At 64.0% G+C, this 20,753-nt stretch carries 14 protein-coding genes, 2 tRNA genes and 2 rRNA genes; 15 read left to right on the forward strand and 3 right to left on the reverse strand.

From position 1 onward, the window contains the following. Window positions 1-202: 202 nt before the first annotated feature. Window positions 203-997 (forward strand): AraC family transcriptional regulator, encoded by a 795-nt coding sequence (locus BLS50_RS26865; RefSeq protein WP_011546892.1) that lies wholly within the window; start codon window positions 203-205, stop codon window positions 995-997. A gap of 85 nt (window positions 998-1,082) precedes the next feature. On the opposite strand, the gene BLS50_RS26870 is transcribed toward BLS50_RS26865, so the two are convergent. Both BLS50_RS26870 and BLS50_RS26875 read right to left on the reverse strand, forming a co-directional pair. Then, window positions 1,083-1,346 (reverse strand): hypothetical protein, encoded by a 264-nt coding sequence (locus BLS50_RS26870; RefSeq protein WP_006489463.1) that lies wholly within the window; start codon window positions 1,344-1,346, stop codon window positions 1,083-1,085. Between the two features lie 283 nt (window positions 1,347-1,629). Continuing rightward, window positions 1,630-3,522, reverse strand: coding sequence for a bifunctional sugar phosphate isomerase/epimerase/4-hydroxyphenylpyruvate dioxygenase family protein (locus BLS50_RS26875; RefSeq protein ID WP_074805435.1), 1,893 nt, complete (start codon window positions 3,520-3,522; stop codon window positions 1,630-1,632). 257 nt (window positions 3,523-3,779) lie between these two features. Here BLS50_RS26875 and aroQ point away from each other — a divergent pair, with 257 nt between their 5' ends. The 3 genes from aroQ to BLS50_RS26890 are packed head-to-tail and all read left to right on the forward strand — an operon-like array spanning window position 3,780 to window position 6,463. Beyond that, window positions 3,780-4,235 (forward strand): type II 3-dehydroquinate dehydratase, encoded by a 456-nt coding sequence (aroQ, locus tag BLS50_RS26880; RefSeq protein ID WP_074805438.1) that lies wholly within the window; start codon window positions 3,780-3,782, stop codon window positions 4,233-4,235. Then, window positions 4,232-5,086, forward strand: a complete 855-nt coding sequence (locus tag BLS50_RS26885) for a shikimate dehydrogenase (protein WP_011546894.1) — start codon at window positions 4,232-4,234, stop codon at window positions 5,084-5,086. Before aroQ ends, BLS50_RS26885 begins: the two co-directional genes overlap by 4 nt. A 33-nt stretch (window positions 5,087-5,119) precedes the next feature. Next, complete coding sequence (locus tag BLS50_RS26890; RefSeq protein ID WP_027806031.1) at window positions 5,120-6,463, forward strand: MFS transporter; 1,344 nt, start codon at window positions 5,120-5,122, stop codon at window positions 6,461-6,463. A gap of 102 nt (window positions 6,464-6,565) precedes the next feature. Here the strand turns inward: BLS50_RS26890 and BLS50_RS26895 are convergent, their stop codons facing one another. Then, the gene (locus tag BLS50_RS26895; protein ID WP_074805439.1) at window positions 6,566-7,675 is read right to left on the reverse strand and encodes a 2-aminoethylphosphonate--pyruvate transaminase; all 1,110 of its coding nucleotides are present in this window, start codon (window positions 7,673-7,675) and stop codon (window positions 6,566-6,568) included. 261 nt (window positions 7,676-7,936) lie between these two features. Between BLS50_RS26895 and phnS the strand changes: the two genes are divergently transcribed. The 11 genes from phnS (at window position 7,937) to BLS50_RS26955 (ending at window position 20,741) form a co-directional block, all read left to right on the forward strand. Next, window positions 7,937-9,028, forward strand: a complete 1,092-nt coding sequence (phnS, locus tag BLS50_RS26900; RefSeq protein ID WP_011546897.1) for a 2-aminoethylphosphonate ABC transporter substrate-binding protein — start codon at window positions 7,937-7,939, stop codon at window positions 9,026-9,028. A 34-nt stretch (window positions 9,029-9,062) separates the two neighbouring features. Next, window positions 9,063-10,166 (forward strand): 2-aminoethylphosphonate ABC transport system ATP-binding subunit PhnT, encoded by a 1,104-nt coding sequence (gene phnT, locus BLS50_RS26905; RefSeq protein WP_012339378.1) that lies wholly within the window; start codon window positions 9,063-9,065, stop codon window positions 10,164-10,166. After that, window positions 10,144-11,064, forward strand: a complete 921-nt coding sequence (gene phnU / locus BLS50_RS26910; protein WP_074805441.1) for a 2-aminoethylphosphonate ABC transporter permease subunit — start codon at window positions 10,144-10,146, stop codon at window positions 11,062-11,064. The genes phnT and phnU overlap by 23 nt, the downstream gene beginning before the upstream one ends. Next, window positions 11,054-11,914, forward strand: coding sequence for a 2-aminoethylphosphonate ABC transport system, membrane component PhnV (phnV, locus tag BLS50_RS26915; RefSeq protein ID WP_011546900.1), 861 nt, complete (start codon window positions 11,054-11,056; stop codon window positions 11,912-11,914). Before phnU ends, phnV begins: the two co-directional genes overlap by 11 nt. Next, window positions 11,911-13,221: a phosphonoacetate hydrolase gene (phnA, locus tag BLS50_RS26920; protein WP_074805443.1), complete on the forward strand. Its 1,311-nt coding sequence runs from the start codon at window positions 11,911-11,913 to the stop codon at window positions 13,219-13,221. The genes phnV and phnA overlap by 4 nt, the downstream gene beginning before the upstream one ends. Beyond that, window positions 13,218-14,672, forward strand: a complete 1,455-nt coding sequence (gene phnY / locus BLS50_RS26925; RefSeq protein ID WP_074805446.1) for a phosphonoacetaldehyde dehydrogenase — start codon at window positions 13,218-13,220, stop codon at window positions 14,670-14,672. Before phnA ends, phnY begins: the two co-directional genes overlap by 4 nt. 4 nt (window positions 14,673-14,676) lie before the next feature. Then, a complete protein-coding gene (locus BLS50_RS26930) occupies window positions 14,677-15,231 on the forward strand; it encodes a phosphonate degradation HD-domain oxygenase (RefSeq protein ID WP_074805449.1) in 555 nt (184 codons plus the stop codon). A 506-nt stretch (window positions 15,232-15,737) separates the two neighbouring features. After that, a 16S ribosomal RNA gene (locus tag BLS50_RS26935) occupies window positions 15,738-17,270 on the forward strand. 63 nt (window positions 17,271-17,333) lie between these two features. Then, window positions 17,334-17,410 (forward strand) — tRNA-Ile (locus BLS50_RS26940). Between the two features lie 42 nt (window positions 17,411-17,452). Continuing rightward, window positions 17,453-17,528, forward strand: a tRNA-Ala gene (locus BLS50_RS26945). Window positions 17,529-17,859: 331 nt separating this feature from the next. Then, window positions 17,860-20,741: ribosomal RNA gene (locus BLS50_RS26955) — 23S ribosomal RNA — on the forward strand. Together the 16S and 23S rRNA genes with 2 tRNA genes alongside form the textbook arrangement of a ribosomal RNA operon. Window positions 20,742-20,753 lie beyond the last annotated feature (12 nt).

Here is a 20,753-nt window from a genome sequence, read left to right on the forward strand (position 1 = left end):
GCCATGGCGGAAGCGGAACGGCCGCCGGCCGCGCAGGTACTGCGAAGCGGTTGCGTGCACAACCTCTGCTGCTCACCGATGTAACCGACGGGACGCACGATGCAACCGGCTGCCGCCTTGCCCGCCCCGCGCTCGGCGCGACGCGATCGAAGGGGCGCTCCTATAATCGACGCCATCTGCCACTCGCTTCGCGGTTGCCGGGATGACGACCTTGCTTGCCGTACCGCCCATGAGCCTGTCCGACACGTTGCGCGACCCGCCCGACAACGCCGATTTCGGCGCGATGCTCGCGCATTTCCGCCTGCTCGAACCGGTGTTCGATGCGCTGCCGGACGTCGCGTTCTTCGTCAAGGACGCGAGCGGGCGCTACGCGCTCGTCAATCGCACGCTGGCGATGCGCTGCGGCTACAAGGACAAGCGCGACCTGCTGGGGAAGACCGCCGACGAGGTGTTTCCGCGCCGCTTCGGCCGCAGTTACTTCGAGCAGGACATGGCGACGATCAACGCCGGCCAGCAGTTGATGGATCAGCTCGAGCTGCACCTGTATCCGGGCCGCCAGCCGGGCTGGTGCCTGACCTGCAAGGAGCCGCTGCGCGACGCCGCGGGCGGGGTGGTCGGCCTCGCGGGCATCTCGCGCGACCTGAAGGCGCACGAGGGCTCGCACCCGGCGTACAGCCGGCTCGCCGACGTGGTCCAGCACATCCAGGATCATTACGTGCAGCCGCTGAACCTGAAGCAGCTCGCGCAGATGGCCGGCATGTCGGTCGCGCAGCTCGAACGCTACTTCCACAAGGTGTTCCACCTGACGCCGCGCCAGGTGCTGCTGAAGACGCGGCTCGACGCGGCCACCGCGCTGCTCGTCACGCACGACAAGGTGACCGACGTCGCCGCGCTATGCGGCTACACGGATCACAGCGCGTTCACGCGCCAGTTCAAGGCGACGGTCGGCGTGACGCCGACGGAATACCGGTTGATGCTGCAGGAGCGGGCGGGGTGACGCGACTCGCCGGCGTGGCCGGCGCGTCGCAGGGATCGGGGTAAGGCGGGGAAACTGGAAAGGGTGAAACGGGTGAAACGGCGGCTCAGCGGTAGCCGAGCCCTTTCAGGACGGCCGTGCCGTCTTCGGTCAGCCGGAAGCTCGGGGCCGTATCGGGGTCGAGCTTGACCATTTCGACGAGGCCGGCTTCCTGCAGCGCGGGCAATTCGGGTTTGGCGTTCGCGCCGATCGGTGCATGCAGCAGCACGAGCAGCGTCGCGATTTCGTGATGACTGAGCAGGCGGCGCAGCATCGTCTTCTTTGCAGGGGGCGCGGCCGGGCGGCCCGCGGGTGCTTCTACGGCGCTCATCGCTTTCCTCCTTTTCGAGATAACCATCGGGTACTGGTTGCGGATGGTGCCGTCGAAGACTTAAGCGATTCTTAAAACGGGGGCGGGCGACGCAATGCTGCACTGCGGTATGGGTTACGGCATGTAACGTCAGACGAAGCGCGGCTTCCGACACGACCGTGACGGGCCGCGCGGGCCGGTACTCGGCGGGGCGATATACCCTGATGGCGCGGGCGGGAGGGGGCTCGTCCCGTCGATCGCCCAATCGCGAGCACGGTCCAGCCCCAAACTCCGCGTCCTGTCCTTATTTTCGCCGCTGCGCCTGCGCGGCGAGCCGCACGGCCGCATTCGCCGCGCCGTAGCCGTCGTACCCGCCGCGCCGTTCGACGATTTCGAGCGAGAAGCGGTTGTCGACCAGTTCCGTATACGCATGCAGGAATTCGCCGCCGTACTCGTCGCGGTCGTACAGCAGGTGATGCGCGCTCAGCGTGTCGATCAGCTCGTCCGGCAGCGCATAGCGCGCGGCGAGATCGTCGTAGTAATTGGCCGGAATGCGCAGGAACGGCACGCCGTCGGCCGCGAACGCGGCGACCGTCTTCACGATGTCGTCGGTGCGGAACGCGACGTGGTTCAGCCCGGTGCCGTGATAGCGGTCGAGCGATTCGGCGACGGCCGTGTGACGGTCGACCGACGCGTTCAGCGCGATCCGCACCGAGCCGTCGGCGCTGCGCACCGCGCGGCTGCGCATCAGCCCGTACGGGTCGGGCACGAGCCAGCTGCGCTCGGCCTCGAAGCCGAACGCCGTCTTGAAGAACAGGATCCACGTGTCGAGCGCGTCGGCCGGCAGCGCGAGGCACACGTGATCGATGCCCGTCAGCGGGCCGACCTCGGTCGGGCCGTCGATGTCGGTCAGCACGAAGTCCGATTCATATAGCGTGGGCGTATCCGGCGCTTCGTCGACGAAATATTCGAGACTGCCGTCCGGCGCCTTCACGCTCGGTAGCACGCGCTCGTTCGGCCCGACCCGGCCGGAGAACGGCGCATAGCCGAAGCCGGCCGCGCGTTCGAACGCCACGTTCGCGTCGTCGACCCGGAACGCGGACGCGCACAGCGATAGCCCGTGCTGCTGGAAGAACGCATCGGCGAACGAGTCGCGCTCGGCGTTGAGCACGATCGACGCGGCGCCGTGCTGGAACAGCGTCACGTCCTTGGAGCGATGCCGGCCGGCGAGCCGGAAGCGCATCCGGCCGAGCCATTCGCCGACGGTGGCCGCCGCCTGCGCGTCGACCGCGAATTCGATGAACTGGAACCCGACGTGCGCGGGCGGCGCGGGCGGGGCGAACAGCGGCTGGCTGGCGGCCGGCGCGCGGCCCTCCTGCGCGAGCCGCGCGCGCGTCAGGTCTTCCAGATAGAGCAGCGAGCGATGGCCGTCGGCGGCCGTGAGCGCGGTCGGCGCCGCGCGGAAGCCGTCGTTGAAGATCTCGAGCGACAGCGGGCCCGTATAGCCCGACTCGATCACGCGCGCGGTGAAGCGCGCCAGGTCGAAGTCGCCCTGGCCCGGGAACGAGCGGTAGTGGCGGCTCCACTCGAGCACGTCCATCACGAGCTTCGGCGCGTCGGCGATCTGCACGAACGCGATCCGGTCGCCGGGGATGTCGGCGATCCCGTCCGGCGAATCGTCGAGCGACAGCGTGTGGAAGCTGTCGAGCGCGAGGCCGAGGTGCGGGCTGTTCACCGCGTTCACGAGCTTCCACGCGTGGCCGTACCGCTTCACGACGCGGCCCCACGCGAGCGCTTCGTATGCCGCCACCACGCCGGCCTGCCGCGCGGCTTCGGCGAGCACGCCGAGCTGGTCGACGAGCAACCCGTCGTCGGCGATCGTATCGGCCACCACGCTGCTGCAGACGAGGATGCGGTCGGTGCCGAGCGCATGCATCACGTCGAACTTGCGCTTGATGCGGTCGAGATTGCGCGCGAGCTGAGCCGGGCTCACGCCCTCGAAGTCGCGAAACGGCTGGAACAGCACGATGTCGAGGCCGAGATCGGCGGCCATGCGCCGGACGTCGGCCGGCGATCCGTCGAAGTAGACGAGGTCGTTTTCGAAGATTTCGACGCCGTCGAAGCCTGCGGCCTGGACGGCGGCGAGCTTCTCGGCGAGCGTGCCGGACAGGGAGACGGTGGCGATCGAGCGCTGCATGGGCGATTCCTGCGGATGAGCGGGACACGACGCGCGCCGAACCGACCCTGAATGAACCAGTCGTTGAGTTCGACGCGCGCGCCATATCCCGAATTTACTAGGATAGTCATCGGTATTGTACAAACTAACTAGGTGGTACAAATTAGCGAAAACCCGAAAAGACAGCCCGCTTGCGCGGGCGCACACTAGCGCCAAATTCCGATGTCTTCGGGGCGGCGCCGATCGTGGTCCGCCCCTGTTTCAGGAGCAGAAACACGATGAGCAAGCACAAGGTGCTGGTGCTGAACGGCCCGAACCTCAATCTGCTGGGCACACGCGAGCCCCATATCTACGGCGCGGAAACGCTCGCCGATCTCGAGCAGCGCTGCCGCACGGCGGCGGAAGGGCTCGGGCTGGAAATCGAGTTCCGCCAGTCGAACGCCGAGCATCAGCTGATCGACTGGCTGCATGCCTCGCGTCACGACACGCACGGCATCGTGATCAATCCGGCCGCCTATACGCATACGTCGGTGGCGCTGGCCGACGCGCTTTCCGCGATCGCGAAGCCGGTGATCGAAGTGCACATCTCGAACGTCCATCGCCGCGAGGCGTTTCGCCACCATTCGTATATCTCGGCGATCGCCGAAGCCGTGATCTGCGGCTGCGGCACCGAAGGCTACGTGTTCGCGCTGCAGCGCCTGGCCACGCTGTTCGCGCAGGGAGCCGCCCGATGAGCCGCCCGTCGTTTCTGATCGGCCTGATCGGCCAGGGCATCGGCGGTTCGCTGTCGCCCGCGATGCACGAGGAAGAAGGGTTCCGCCAGGGCTTCGGCTACGTGTACCGGCGCATCGATCTCGATGTGCTCGGCGTGACCGCCGACGCGCTGCCGCAGCTGCTCGACGCCGCGCAGCGGATGGGCTACAACGGGCTGAACATCACGCACCCGTGCAAGCAGCGCGTGATCGAGCACCTCGACGCGCTGTCGGACGACGCGCGCGCGCTCGGCGCGGTGAACACCGTGCTGTTCAAGGACGGCAAGCGGATCGGCCACAACACCGACTGGTCGGGTTTCGCGAAATCGTTCAGCCGCGGGCTGCCCGGCGCGTCGCTCGAACGCGTCGTCCAGCTCGGTGCGGGCGGCGCGGGCGCGGCCGTCGCGCACGCGGCGCTGCAGATGGGTGCGGCCGAACTGACGATTTTCGACGTCGACGGCACGCGCGCCACCGCGCTGGCGGGCGAATTGCAGCAACGCTTCCCCGCCGCCCGGGTCACGCCGGGCAGCGATCTCGCGGCCGCGATGCGCGCCGCGACCGGCCTGATCCACTGCACGCCGACCGGCATGGTCAAGCATCCGGGCCTGCCGCTGCCGGCCGACCTGCTCCACGCGGGCATGTGGGTGGCCGACATCGTGTATTTCCCGCTCGAAACCGAACTGATCCACGCCGCGCGCGCGGCCGGCTGCGCCACGCTGCCGGGCGGCGGGATGGCCGTGTACCAGGCCGTCGACGCGTTCGAGCTCTTCACCGGACGCACGCCCGACGCCGAGCGGATGTTCAGTCACTTTCAGTCGCTCGTCGCGCGCTGACCCCCTTACAGACAAAGAGACCAGGAGACGACCATGCAGCACACCACCCACACGAGCGCCGCGCCGGCGCAGGCGGCCGGCACGGTCCGGCGCACGTCGGCGCGCTACAAGATCCTCGCGCTGCTCGCGATCGGCACGATGATCAACTATCTCGACCGCACCGTGCTGGGCGTGGCTGCGCCGCAGCTCACCAAGGAGCTCGGCATCAATGCGGCCGTGATGGGCATCATGTTCTCCGCGTTTTCGTGGACGTACGTGGCGATGCAGGTGCCCGGCGGCCTGTTCCTCGACCGCTTCGGCAGCAAGGTCACCTATTATTGGTCGATGACGCTGTGGTCGCTGTGCACGTTCCTGCAAGGCTTCGTGCCGGGTGTCGCGACGCTGCTCGCGTGCCGGCTCGGTCTCGGCGTGACGGAGGCGCCGTGCTTCCCGACCAACAGCCGCGTCGTCGCGACGTGGTTCCCGCAGAACGAACGCGCGATGGCGACGGGTACCTATACCGTCGGCGAATACATCGGCCTCGCGTTCTTCAGCCCGGTGCTGTTCGCGCTGATGGGCGCGTTCGGCTGGCGCTCGCTGTTCTGGGTCGTGGGCGCGGTCGGCATTGCGTTCGGCCTGATCTGGTGGAAGTTCTACCACGAGCCGCGCAACCATCCGGGCGCGAACTCCGAGGAACTCGCGTACATCGAAGCGGGCGGCGGTCTCGTTCACGGCGCGCGCAAGAGCGGCGACAAGGGCGACAAGCCGGCGCAGGCCCAGTTCAGCTGGTCGATGGTCGGCCAGTTGGTGAAGAAGCGCCAGCTCGCGGGCATCTGCCTCGGCCAGTTCGCCGGCAACTCGACGCTCGTGTTCTTCCTGACCTGGTTCCCGACCTATCTGGCAACCGAACGCCACATGGGCTGGCTGAAGATCGGCTTCTTCGCGGTGATGCCGTTCATCGCCGCGTCGGTCGGCGTGATGTTCGGCGGGATCTTCTCCGACTGGCTGCTGCGCCGCGGCAAGTCCGCGAACCTCGCACGCAAGCTGCCGATCATCGCGGGCCTGCTGCTCGCGTCGACGATCATTCTCGCGAACTACGTGCAGAGCAACGAAGCGGTGATCGCGATCATGTCGGTCGCATTCTTCGCGCAGGGCATGGCCGCACTCGGCTGGACGCTCGTGTCGGATATCGCACCGGACGGCCTGCTCGGCGTGACGGGCGGCATCTTCAACTTCGCGGCGAACCTCGCCGGCATCATCACGCCGCTCGTCGTCGGCTTCATCGTCGCGTCGACCGGCTCGTTCGTCGGCGCGCTCGTGTTCATCGGCGTGATCGCGCTGGTCGGCGCGCTGTCGTACATCTTCGTCGTCGGCGACATCAAGCGGATCGAGCTGTAAGCACTGGTTCCCCGCACATTCGGTGCGTTCGCCCGGCGGCCAATCGGCCGCCGGGCTTTTTTGTTTGCGCGTGCCGGCGGGCGGGCCGGCATGCACCCCGCTTCATACGGGCTGCATCGCGATGCCGAGCGATTCGACCGCGGCCGCGATCGCGACGACCGCACGCCGGATATCGCCCGCATCGATCGCGCCGATGCAGCCGACGCGGAACGTCTCGAGCCGCGTGAGCTTGCCCGGATACAGGATGAAGCCCGCGCCGCGCACCGCGTCGTAGAAGCGGCGGAAATCGTAGGCCGGATGGTCGGGCGCGTGAAACGTGACGATCACCGGCGCCTGCACGCTCGCGTCGAGGAACGGCACGAAGCCGAGCGCGCGCATCGATTCGACCAGTGTCCGGCAGTTGTCCGCATAGCGCGCGCCACGCGCCGGCTGCCCGCCTTCGGCGAGGTACTGGTCGAGCGCGGCGCGCAACGCGGCAACCACGTGCGTCGGCGGCGTGAAGCGCCATTGCCCCGTCTTGCGCAGATACGCGTACTGATCGTGGAGATCGAGCGCGAGCGACGGCGAGTTGCCTTCGCTCGCGTCGAGCGCGTCGCGCCGCACGATCGCGAATCCCATCCCCGGCACCCCTTCGAGACATTTGCCGCTGGCCGAGATCAGCGCGTCGATGCCGCTGTCCGCCAGCGCGATCGGCAGCGCGCCGAACGAACTCATCGCATCGACGATCAGCCGCTTGCCGTGCCGCCGGCATGCGGCCGCGATCGCATCGAGCGGATTCAGGATCCCGGCGCTGGTTTCCAGGTGCACGAGCGCGACGTGCGTGATGCGCGGCTCGCGCGCGAACGCGGCCTCGACGGCCGCCGCGTCGACGGCCGCGTCCTCGCCGAACGGCAACGCGATCGCGTCGATGCCGAGCCGGCCGAGAATCTTCAGGATGCGCGCGCAATACGCGCCGTTGTCGGGCACCAGCACGACGCCGTCGCGCGGCACCAGCGTGCCGAGCGCGGCTTCGACCGAGAACGTGCCGCTGCCCTGCATCGGCACGCACACGTACTCGTCTCCGCCATGCGCGATGGCGACGAGATCCGCGCAGACGCTGGCCGTCAACTGATTGAAAGCAGCGTCCCACGACCCCCAGTCATGTTGCATTGCGTGGCGTGTTGTGGCGGACGTGGTGAGCGGGCCGGGCGTGAGCAGGATCGGGGCGGGCATGGCTTTTATCTCCAGCAAAGGGCGGACGAAACAGCGGACGGCATGTCTGAATGACTTGCATGATAGTGGCAAAATGTGTCATTTTTTGGAAATTGTGGCATTCGTCACGGCTTTGTCATCGAACGCTGTGATCCTTCGGTTGCCGCGCGACACCCAGCCTGAGCGCGGTAGCGCGGCGGGTCGTCCAGCGGCCTGCCCGGAGATAACAGGAGAGCCGGATCGTGCCCCGGCCGTTTGGTGTTCCGCCTACGGAGAAGTGAGATGACACTGCAGAAACCCTCGCGCGCCGCCGCCGGCGCGTTCCGCAAGCTCGCGCTGGCCGCCTGCGCCGCCGGTCTGCTGCAAGGCGCCGCGATGCCGGCGCATGCGGCGAACGCGGTCGTGCTGTACACGGCGGACGGCCTCGAGAACCTCTATCGCGATGTGCTGCCGGCTTTCGAGAAGAAGGAAGGCGTGAAGGTCAACATCGTGACGGCGGGCAGCGGCGAGGTGGTGAACCGCGCGAACATCGAGAAGAATTCCCCGAAGGCCGACGTGATCGTCACGCTGCCGCCGTTCATCCAGCAAGCCGGCCAGATGGGTCTGCTGCAGCCGTACCAGAGCGTGAACTACAAGAACGTGCCGGCCATCGCGAAGGCCGAGGACGGCACGTGGGCGACCTTCGTGAACAACTACTTCTCGTTCGCGATCAACCCGGACGTCGTGAAGAACCAGCCGAAGACGTTCGCCGATCTGCTGTCGCCCAGCTATGCCGGCAAGGTCGCGTACTCGAACCCGGCCACGGCCGGCGACGGGATGGCCGTGCTGATCCTGACGACGTCGCTGATGGGCGAGGACAAGGCGTTCGACTACCTCGCGAAGCTGTCGCAGAGCGTGAAGTTCCACACGAAGGGCACCGGCTACCTGAACGTGCTGCTGTCGCGTAACGAGATCAGCGTCGCGAACGGCGACCTGCAGATGGACCTCGACGACGCCGAACACGGCGCGCTGTCCGTCAAGCCGATCTTCCTGGCCGCGAAGGCCGGCGACCAGCCGACCACGTTTCAGCTGCCGTACGGCATCGGCCTGATCAAGAGCGGCCCGAACCAGGACGCCGGCAGGAAGCTGATCGACTACCTGATGTCGACGGAAGTGCAGTCGAAGGTGCCGGACATGTACGGCATCCCGGGCCGTACCGACGTGCCGCTGGCCGGCAAGAACGGCGAAGCGGTCAAGAAGGCGATCGCGGGCGTGAAGCTGATTCCGGTCGACTGGACCCAGGTGATGGCGAAGAAGCCGGAATGGATCGAGCGCTGGAAGAAGGACGTGATCGGCAGCTCGGGCAAGCAGCTCGACGTCGTCAAGCCGAAGTGACCGGCGCACGCCGCCTGTATCAGCGAGCAAGAGGATGAACCCGGTGGACACCACCCTGACCCATCCCGGCGCATTCGGCGCCGCCGAACCGCACGCGACGCTGCGGTCCGGCGCGCCGGGCGGCGTGCAGATCGAGCATCTGAGCGTGCGCTACGGCGCACGCACGGTGCTGGAAGATCTGTCGCTGTCGATCGGCGCCGGTGAATTTCTGACCGTGCTCGGCAAGAGCGGCTGCGGCAAGACCACGCTGCTGCGCTTCATCGCCGGGTTCGTGAAGGCCGACGGCCTGACCGGCACGCTGACCGTGGCCGGACGCGACCTGACCTATGCGCCGCCACACAAGCGCAATCTCGGTCTGCTGTTCCAGAATTACGCGCTGTTTCCGCACCTGTCGGTGTTCGAGAACGTCGCATTCGGGCTGCGCGCACGCGGCATGGCGTCGTCGGAAGTGACGCGCCGCGTCGCCGATGCGCTCAAGCTCGTGCAGCTCGGCGACGCGGGCCACCATCTGCCGGCGCAACTGTCGGGCGGGATGCAGCAGCGCGTCGCGCTGGCCCGCGCGCTCGTGATCGAGCCCGACGTGCTGCTGCTCGACGAGCCGCTGTCGGCGCTCGACGCCAACCTGCGCGCGTCGGTGCGCAGCGAACTGAAGGCGCTGCACGAGCGCCTGCCGAACCTGACCGTCGTCTGCGTGACGCACGACCGCGACGATGCGCTCGTGCTGTCCGACCGCGCGCTGCTGATGCGCGACGGCCACATCGCGCAGCTCGGCACGCCGCAACAGTTGTACGACGCGCCGCGGGACGGCTACGTCGCGCGCTATCTCGGCCCGGCGAACCTGCTGCCGCCGCACGTGATCTTTCCGCTCGGCGATCCGCGCCACGAGGTGCGCGGCAAGGTCGCGTGCGTGCGCCCCGAGCGTCTCACCGTGATGCCGCCCGCGGCGGGCGGCCTGCACGGCACCGTGTCGTCGGTCGAATGGCAGGGCGCGGATCTGTCGATCGCGGTCGTGATCGACGCGGCGCCCGACGAGCCCGTGCGCGTCACGATGCAACGCGGCCGCGGCGCGGCCCCCGAGCGCGGTGCGCGCGTGTCCCTGCATTGCGAGGCAGACGATGTCGTCCTTATCGAGCCCTGAAGCCGGCCTGCCGCCGCACGTGCTCGCGTCGGCCGCCGCACACGCCGCGGCCGCGCGGCGCCGCAGGCGCGTGGGCGACCTGCACCTGGCCGCGTTGGCGATCGTCGTGCTGGGCCCGCTCGTCGTCTATCCGCTGGTGCGGCTCGTGCTGCTGAGCGTGTCGGGCGATCACGGGTTGAGTTTCGCCGCGTACCGGACCTTCTTCGGCAATCCCGACACGCGCAACGTGCTGCTGACGACGCTCGGCGTGCTGTTCGCGAGCGCCGGCACCGCGTCGGTGCTCGGCGTGCTGCTGGCCGCGCTGCTGTTCTTCCGGCCGTTCCCGGGCGCGTCGCTCGTCACGCGTTTCCTGGAGCTGTACGTCGCGTTTCCGTCGTTCCTCGTCGCGTTCACGCTGATCTTCCTGTACGGCTCGCAGGGCTCGATCAGCATCGCGCTGCAGCACCTGTTCCATCTCGAGAATCCGCCGCTCGATTTCCTGTTCGGCATCGGCGGCGTGATTCTCGCGCAGACCGTGTTCTACACGCCGTTCGTGGTGCGGCCGACGCTCGCGTCGTTTGCGACGCTGGACCTGCGTCTGGTGGAAGCGGCGCGCAGTCTCGGTGCGTCCGGCTGGATGCTCGCGCGCCGCGTCGTGCTGCCGATCGCATGGCCGGGCATCGCCGCCGGCACCGTGCTGTGCTTTCTGCTGACGCTGAACGAGTTCGGCATCCTGCTTGTGCTCGGCAGTGCGCGGCTCGTCACGCTGCCGGTCGCGGTCTACAGCAGCGCGACCGTCGATCTCGACCTGCCGACCGCGTCGGCCGGCGCGGTCGTGATGTTGTCGCTGTCGCTGGCGCTGTATGCGGTTTATCGCCGGGTGAACCGGCGTGCGACGGGAGGGAACGATGTCCGCTGAATTCCGTATCGGGCAGGCCGTGCCGCGTCACCCGCTCGGCTGGACCGACGCGCTGCTCAAGCATGCGTCGCGGGCCGCGCTCGCGCTGGCCGCATTCGCGTGCTTCTGGCTGTTCGTGCTGCCGGTCGTCGTCGTCGCGCTGTCGAGCGTGTCGACGCAATGGTCGGGCACGATTCTGCCGGCCGGCTACAGCCTGCGCTGGTTCGAGCGACTCGGCTCGCCGGAATACGACGCGCTGCTGACCAGCCTTGAAATCGGCTTCGGCGTATCGGCGCTCGGCACGATCCTCGGGCTGTGGCTGGCGCTCGCGCTCGAAGGGCGCGACCGGCGCGGCTTGGGCGCGCTCGTCGACGCGCTCGTGATGGTGCCGAACGGCGTGCCGAGCGTCGTGCTCGGGCTCGCGGTGCTGATCGCGTATCACCAGAAGCCGCTCGACCTGTCGAGCTCGGCGGCGATCGTCGTGCTGGTGCAGCTCGCGCTGATTCTGCCGTTCTGCTATCGCTGCGCGGCCGCCGCGCTGCGCCCGGAACTGACCGTGCTGCGCGAAGCCGCGGCGAGCCTCGGTGCGCCGCCCGCGATGGTGTTGCGCCGCGTGCTGCTGCCGCAGCTCGTGCCGGCGCTGCGCGCGAGCCTCGCGCTCGGCTTCGCGCTGTCGCTCGGCGAGCTCGGCGCAACGCTGACGGTGTATCCGCCCGGCTTCGCGACCGTGCCGATCGTCGTGATCGGCCAGGTGGAGCGCGGCTATTACCTGCCGGCGTCGGCGCTGTCGCTGCTGATGCTCGGCGCGTCGCTCGCGGCGCTGCTGCTGATCGCCGCGCGCGTGCCGCGCGGCAAGCGGGCGGCATCATGAACGCCGCGTTCGCATTGCGGCTCCCCGGCGAGCAACCGGCCGCCGGCAAGGGTTCGTCGGATCTCGCGGGACGCTCGATCGACGTCAACGGCCGGCGTTACCGGCTGCCGGTCGAGCCGACCGTCGTCATCTGTGTCGACGGCTGCGAGTACGACTATCTCGAATGCGCGGTGGAAGCCGGCGTCGCGCCATTCATCAGCCGGATGATCGAGCAAGGTACCGCGTGGCGCGCGGATTGCGTCGTGCCGACCTTCACCAACCCGAACAACCTGTCGATCGTCTGCGGCGTGCCGCCGTCGGTTCACGGCATCTGCGGCAACTATTTCTGGGACCCGGCCGCCGACGGCGGGCGCGGCGCCGAAGTCATGATGAACGATCCGGCCTACCTGCGGGCCGGCACGTTGCTCGCGGCGGCGTCCGACGCCGGCGCGCGGGTGGCCGTCGTGACCGCGAAGGACAAGCTGCGCCGGCTGCTCGGCTGGCAATTGAACGGCATCTGCTTTTCGGCCGAGAAGGCCGCGCAGGCCAATCTCGCGGAAAACGGCATCGTCGACGTACTCGACTGGGTCGGCCTGCCGTCGCCGGACGTCTATAGCGCGGCGTTGTCCGAATTCGTGTTCGCGGCCGGCGTACGGCTCGCGCAGACGCGGCAGGTCGACCTGATGTACCTGTCGACCACCGATTACGTGCAGCACAAGTGCGAGCCGGGCAGTGCCGGCGCGAACGCGTTCTACGCGATGATGGACGGTTACCTCGCGCAACTCGACGCGCTTGGCTGGGCGATCGGCCTCACGGCCGACCACGGGATGAACGCGAAGCACGATCCGGCGACGGGCCGACCGAACGTGATCTATCTGCAGGATGCCTTCGACGGCTGGTACGGCACGCAGGCTGCGCGGGTGATCCTGCCGATTACCGATCCGTACGTCGTGCATCACGGGGCGCTCGGTTCGTTCGCGACGATCTACCTGGCGCCGGGCGTCGACCGGGCCGAGGCGATGTGGCGCATCGGCGGACTCGACGGCGTCGAGCTCGTGCTCGACAACGCGGAAGCCGCCGCTCGCTTCGAACTGCCGGCCGACCGGATCGGCGATCTCGTCGTGATCGGCCGCAGCGACATGACGCTCGGTACCCGCGAGCGCGAACACGACCTGTCGGGCCTCACGGTGCCGTTGCGTTCGCATGGCGGCGTATCCGAGCAGGAAGTGCCGCTGCTGTTCAATCGCCGTATCGAGCGGGACGATCCCGCACGTCGCCCGCGCAACTTCGACGTGTTCGATTTCGTGTTGAACCGGATCGCGACATGATGGCTCATCCGCGGCAGGATCATCCGTCGTTTAGTGCCGAAGCGTTGCGTTGGTGTGGCACGCGCGCGATACGCGAGCGCACGCTCGACGTCACGGACCCGTACACGGGCACGCGCGTCGGCACCGCACCGCTCGCCAGCGTCGACGACGTGCGCGCGGCGTTCGATTACGCGATGGCCTACCGGCCGACGCTCACGCGCTACGCGCGCTCGCAGATTCTCGAACGTGCGGCTGCATTGCTGCGCGAGCGCACCGAGGAAGCGTCCGACCTGATCACGCTCGAGTCGGGGCTGTCGAAACAGGATTCGCGCTACGAGATCGGCCGTGTGGCCGACGTGCTGAAGTTCGCGGCGGTCGAGGCGCTGCGCGACGACGCGCAGAGTTTCTCGTGCGATCTGACGCCCCACGGCAAGGCGCGGCGCGTGTTCTCGCAGCGCCAGCCGCTCGACGGTGTGATCGTCGCGATCACGCCGTTCAATCATCCGATGAACCAGGTCGCGCACAAGATCGCGCCGGCGATCGCGACCAACAACCGCGTGATCGTGAAACCGTCGGAGAAGGTGCCGCTGTCGGCGTTCTATCTGGCCGACTTGCTGTATGAAGCGGGGCTGCCGGAACCGATGCTGCAGGTGCTGACCGGCGACCCTGCCGAAATCGCGGACGAGCTCGTCACGCATCCGCACGCGTCGCTGATTACCTTCACGGGCGGCGTCGCGATCGGCAAGGCGATCGCCGCGCGGGCCGGCTACCGGCGCATCGTGCTGGAGCTGGGCGGCAACGATCCGCTGATCGTCCTGGCCGATGCCGATCTCGACCGCGCGGCATCGCTGGCGGTGCTCGGCTCGTACCGGAATTCGGGCCAGCGCTGTACGGCCGTCAAGCGGATGCTGGTGCAGCGCTCGATCGCGCCCGCGTTCACCGAATTGCTCGTCGAGAAGACGCGCGCATGGAAATACGGCGATCCGTTCGATCCCGCGAACGAAATGGGCACGGTGATCGACGAGACGGCGGCGCGGCTGTTCGAGGTACGGGTGAACGAGGCGGTCGCGCAGGGCGCGCGCCTGCTGACCGGCAACGTGCGGCGCGGTGCGCTGTATGCGCCGACCGTGCTCGACAACGTCGATCCGTCGATGACGATCGTGCGCGAGGAGACCTTCGGGCCGGTGTCGCCCGTCATCGCTTTCGATACGATCGACGACGCGATCCGGATCAGCAACGGCACGGCGTTCGGGCTGTCGTCGGGTGTCTGTACGGACAGTACGGCGGCGGTCGTGCGGTTCGTGAACGAGCTGAAGGTCGGCACGGTGAACGTGTGGGAAGTGCCGGGATACCGGATCGAACTGTCGCCGTTCGGCGGGATCAAGGATTCGGGGCTCGGTTACAAGGAAGGCGTCCAGGAGGCGATGAAGAGCTTCACGAACCTGAAGACGTTTTCGCTGCCTTGGGAGTGAACGAATGGCGCTGACGGTGGAAGAGATCCACGGGCTGTATCGCGAGCATGGGCATGTGGCCTATAGCGGCGAACCGGTCACGCAGCTCGAACATGCATTGCAGAGCGGATTGCTGGCGGAGGAGTCCGGGGCGGACGAAGCGCTGGTCGCGGCGGCGTTCCTGCATGACCTCGGCCATCTGCTGAACCGCCAGGGCGACACGCCGAGCGCGCGCGGGATCGACGATCTGCATCAGTATTACGTGCTGCCATTCCTGCGGCCGTTGTTTTCCGACGCGGTGCTGGAGCCGATCCGGCTGCACGTCGACGCGAAGCGCTGCCTGTGCCGCACGGATGCCGGCTACTTTGAGAGCCTGTCGCCGGACTCGGTGCGCAGTCTGGCGTTGCAGGGCGGCGTCTTCAGTGAAGAGGAGACGGCGGCGTTCCTGCGGCGCCCGTTCGCGGAGGATGCGTTGCGCCTGCGCCGCTGGGACGATATGGCGAAGGAGGAATGCAAGCTGACGCCGGATCTCGATCACTATATGGAGATCGTCGCGCGCCAGGTGCGCGCACTTTCCTGACGATTCGGCTGCTTCTATATAAGGCGCCGCACGCGGTAGCGTGCGGCGCTTTATATTTTTCGCGAAACCCCTTGCGCGATCGCCCGGGGATGCATAGAATCACGCCTCTTTCGCGCTAACGGAAACGCAGCGCGGGAGGAAGGGAAGCAGTGCTGTTGGGGTTCGGCGGTAGCGAGCCTCGGCGGTACGGAAGTTGAGCCCCGCAGTCGCAACGAAGTCGTTCAGAAAGTTGTTGACGAGCTGCGAAACACGGTTCATAATCTCGCTTCTCTGCTGCTGAAAACGCAGCGCTGCTGAGGGGTTCAGATCCCTCGCAGAAATGCTCTTTAAAAATTAACAGCCGATAAGTGTGGGCGCTTGATGAAAGCGAGCTGATCCTCGGATCAGATAGCGAAAGTATCAAGAGTCTCACACTAAAGTAAGTCAGGTTTATGAAGTGATTCATATTCCTGTCAGCTTTGAGTGAGCGACCGGTTCTTAACTGAACCGAAAACAGTAACAGGTTTAAACTGAAGAGTTTGATCCTGGCTCAGATTGAACGCTGGCGGCATGCCTTACACATGCAAGTCGAACGGCAGCACGGGTGCTTGCACCTGGTGGCGAGTGGCGAACGGGTGAGTAATACATCGGAACATGTCCTGTAGTGGGGGATAGCCCGGCGAAAGCCGGATTAATACCGCATACGATCTACGGATGAAAGCGGGGGACCTTCGGGCCTCGTGCTATAGGGTTGGCCGATGGCTGATTAGCTAGTTGGTGGGGTAAAGGCCTACCAAGGCGACGATCAGTAGCTGGTCTGAGAGGACGACCAGCCACACTGGGACTGAGACACGGCCCAGACTCCTACGGGAGGCAGCAGTGGGGAATTTTGGACAATGGGCGAAAGCCTGATCCAGCAATGCCGCGTGTGTGAAGAAGGCCTTCGGGTTGTAAAGCACTTTTGTCCGGAAAGAAATCCTTGGCTCTAATACAGCCGGGGGATGACGGTACCGGAAGAATAAGCACCGGCTAACTACGTGCCAGCAGCCGCGGTAATACGTAGGGTGCGAGCGTTAATCGGAATTACTGGGCGTAAAGCGTGCGCAGGCGGTTTGCTAAGACCGATGTGAAATCCCCGGGCTCAACCTGGGAACTGCATTGGTGACTGGCAGGCTAGAGTATGGCAGAGGGGGGTAGAATTCCACGTGTAGCAGTGAAATGCGTAGAGATGTGGAGGAATACCGATGGCGAAGGCAGCCCCCTGGGCCAATACTGACGCTCATGCACGAAAGCGTGGGGAGCAAACAGGATTAGATACCCTGGTAGTCCACGCCCTAAACGATGTCAACTAGTTGTTGGGGATTCATTTCCTTAGTAACGTAGCTAACGCGTGAAGTTGACCGCCTGGGGAGTACGGTCGCAAGATTAAAACTCAAAGGAATTGACGGGGACCCGCACAAGCGGTGGATGATGTGGATTAATTCGATGCAACGCGAAAAACCTTACCTACCCTTGACATGGTCGGAATCCTGCTGAGAGGCGGGAGTGCTCGAAAGAGAACCGGCGCACAGGTGCTGCATGGCTGTCGTCAGCTCGTGTCGTGAGATGTTGGGTTAAGTCCCGCAACGAGCGCAACCCTTGTCCTTAGTTGCTACGCAAGAGCACTCTAAGGAGACTGCCGGTGACAAACCGGAGGAAGGTGGGGATGACGTCAAGTCCTCATGGCCCTTATGGGTAGGGCTTCACACGTCATACAATGGTCGGAACAGAGGGTTGCCAACCCGCGAGGGGGAGCTAATCCCAGAAAACCGATCGTAGTCCGGATTGCACTCTGCAACTCGAGTGCATGAAGCTGGAATCGCTAGTAATCGCGGATCAGCATGCCGCGGTGAATACGTTCCCGGGTCTTGTACACACCGCCCGTCACACCATGGGAGTGGGTTTTACCAGAAGTGGCTAGTCTAACCGCAAGGAGGACGGTCACCACGGTAGGATTCATGACTGGGGTGAAGTCGTAACAAGGTAGCCGTATCGGAAGGTGCGGCTGGATCACCTCCTTTCCAGAGCTTCTCGCACAAGTTGAGCGCTCACGCTTATCGGCTGTAAATTAAAGACAGACTCAGGGGTCTGTAGCTCAGTCGGTTAGAGCACCGTCTTGATAAGGCGGGGGTCGTTGGTTCGAATCCAACCAGACCCACCACCGTCTTGTGTGGCGGTACACACCTGAGGCAAATCTGTACATGGGGGCATAGCTCAGCTGGGAGAGCACCTGCTTTGCAAGCAGGGGGTCGTCGGTTCGATCCCGTCTGCCTCCACCAATCCTCAATGACAAACATTCGAATGATGATTGTTCGAGTCTTTGTCATTGGCGATTGAGCCAGTCAGAGGATATCAACAGATATCGGCTGTCGTTCTTTAACAATCTGGAAGAAGTAAGTAATTTGGATAGCGGAAGCGTCTCGAGATGGACGTGGAAGTTATCCGGGTTGTGATTGTATCGATGTATCTCAAGATGATTCGGGTCTACTCCCTTCGGGAGTGGGGCCTGCGTAAGCGCTAAAGCGCTAACGCCGGACCGACATCAATTGGAATACGGCACAACGCGAGAACTCAACCTGTAGCGGCTGTCGAGAGACAGACTCGTTATAGGGTCAAGCGAACAAGTGCATGTGGTGGATGCCTTGGCGATCACAGGCGATGAAGGACGCGGTAGCCTGCGAAAAGCTACGGGGAGCTGGCAAACGAGCTTTGATCCGTAGATGTCCGAATGGGGAAACCCACTCCTTTTGGAGTATCCATGGCTGAATACATAGGCCATGTGAAGCGAACGCGGTGAACTGAAACATCTAAGTAACCGCAGGAAAAGAAATCAACCGAGATTCCCAAAGTAGTGGCGAGCGAAATGGGATGAGCCTTGCACTCTTTATTTGTATTGTTAGCCGAACGCTCTGGAAAGTGCGGCCATAGCAGGTGATAGCCCTGTAGGCGAAAACAGTATGAAAGAACTAGGTGTGCGACAAGTAGGGCGGGACACGTGAAATCCTGTCTGAAGATGGGGGGACCATCCTCCAAGGCTAAATACTCGTGATCGACCGATAGTGAACCAGTACCGTGAGGGAAAGGCGAAAAGAACCCCGGGAGGGGAGTGAAATAGATCCTGAAACCGCATGCATACAAACAGTCGGAGCCTCGTAAGGGGTGACGGCGTACCTTTTGTATAATGGGTCAGCGACTTACGTTCAGTAGCAAGCTTAACCGTATAGGGCAGGCGTAGCGAAAGCGAGTCCGAATAGGGCGTTCAGTTGCTGGGCGTAGACCCGAAACCAGGTGATCTATCCATGGCCAGGATGAAGGTGCGGTAACACGTACTGGAGGTCCGAACCCACTAACGTTGAAAAGTTAGGGGATGAGCTGTGGATAGGGGTGAAAGGCTAAACAAACCTGGAAATAGCTGGTTCTCTCCGAAAACTATTTAGGTAGTGCCTCGTGTCTCACCTTCGGGGGTAGAGCACTGTCATGGTTGGGGGGTCTATTGCAGATTACCCCGCCATAGCAAACTCCGAATACCGAAGAGTGCAATCACGGGAGACAGACATCGGGTGCTAACGTCCGGTGTCAAGAGGGAAACAACCCAGACCGCCAGCTAAGGTCCCCAAATATAGCTAAGTGGGAAACGAAGTGGGAAGGCTAAAACAGTCAGGAGGTTGGCTTAGAAGCAGCCACCCTTTAAAGAAAGCGTAATAGCTCACTGATCGAGTCGTCCTGCGCGGAAGATGTAACGGGGCTAAGCTATATACCGAAGCTGCGGATGCGAGCTTTGCTCGCATGGTAGGAGAGCGTTCCGTAAGCCTGCGAAGGTGCCTTGTAAAGGGTGCTGGAGGTATCGGAAGTGCGAATGCTGACATGAGTAGCGATAAAGGGGGTGAAAGGCCCCCTCGCCGTAAGCCCAAGGTTTCCTACGCAACGTTCATCGGCGTAGGGTGAGTCGGCCCCTAAGGCGAGGCAGAAATGCGTAGCTGATGGGAAGCAGGTCAATATTCCTGCACCATTGTTAGATGCGATGGGGGGACGGATCGCGGAAGGTTGTCCGGGTGTTGGAAGTCCCGGTCGCTGCATTGGAGAAGGCGCTTAGGCAAATCCGGGCGCGTAATTCAAGGGTGTGGCGCGAGCTCCCTAGGGAGCGAAGCAATTGGAAGTGGTTCCAAGAAAAGCCTCTAAGCTTCAGTCTAATGATGACCGTACCGCAAACCGACACAGGTGGGCGAGATGAGTATTCTAAGGCGCTTGAGAGAACTCGGGAGAAGGAACTCGGCAAATTGGTACCGTAACTTCGGGATAAGGTACGCCCTTGTAGCTTGACTGGCCTGCGCCAGGAGGGTGAAGGGGTTGCAATAAACTGGTGGCTGCGACTGTTTAATAAAAACACAGCACTCTGCAAACACGAAAGTGGACGTATAGGGTGTGACGCCTGCCCGGTGCCGGAAGATTAAATGATGGGGTGCAAGCTCTTGATTGAAGTCCCGGTAAACGGCGGCCGTAACTATAACGGTCCTAAGGTAGCGAAATTCCTTGTCGGGTAAGTTCCGACCTGCACGAATGGCGTAACGATGGCCACACTGTCTCCTCCCGAGACTCAGCGAAGTTGAAGTGTTTGTGATGATGCAATCTACCCGCGGCTAGACGGAAAGACCCCATGAACCTTTACTGTAGCTTTGCATTGGACTTTGAACCGATCTGTGTAGGATAGGTGGGAGGCTATGAAACCGGAACGCTAGTTTCGGTGGAGCCGTCCTTGAAATACCACCCTGGTTTGTTTGAGGTTCTAACCTTGGCCCGTGATCCGGGTCGGGGACAGTGCATGGTAGGCAGTTTGACTGGGGCGGTCTCCTCCCAAAGCGTAACGGAGGAGTACGAAGGTACGCTAGGTACGGTCGGAAATCGTGCTGATAGTGCAATGGCATAAGCGTGCTTAACTGCGAGACCGACAAGTCGAGCAGGTGCGAAAGCAGGTCATAGTGATCCGGTGGTTCTGTATGGAAGGGCCATCGCTCAACGGATAAAAGGTACTCTGGGGATAACAGGCTGATACCGCCCAAGAGTTCATATCGACGGCGGTGTTTGGCACCTCGATGTCGGCTCATCTCATCCTGGGGCTGTAGCCGGTCCCAAGGGTATGGCTGTTCGCCATTTAAAGAGGTACGTGAGCTGGGTTTAAAACGTCGTGAGACAGTTTGGTCCCTATCTGCCGTGGGCGTTGGATATTTGAAGGGGGCTGCTCCTAGTACGAGAGGACCGGAGTGGACGAACCTCTGGTGTACCGGTTGTCACGCCAGTGGCATCGCCGGGTAGCTATGTTCGGAAGAGATAACCGCTGAAAGCATCTAAGCGGGAAACTCGCCTTAAGATGAGATATCCCTGGGGACTAGATCCCCTTGAAGGGTCGTTCGAGACCAGGACGTTGATAGGTCAGGTGTGTAAGCGCAGTAATGCGTTCAGCTAACTGATACTAATTGCCCGTAAGGCTTGATCCTATAACAAGTCTG

It is taken from the genome of Burkholderia orbicola (genome assembly GCF_900100915.1).
In the GTDB taxonomy this organism is placed as follows: Bacteria; Pseudomonadota; Gammaproteobacteria; order Burkholderiales; family Burkholderiaceae; genus Burkholderia; species Burkholderia orbicola.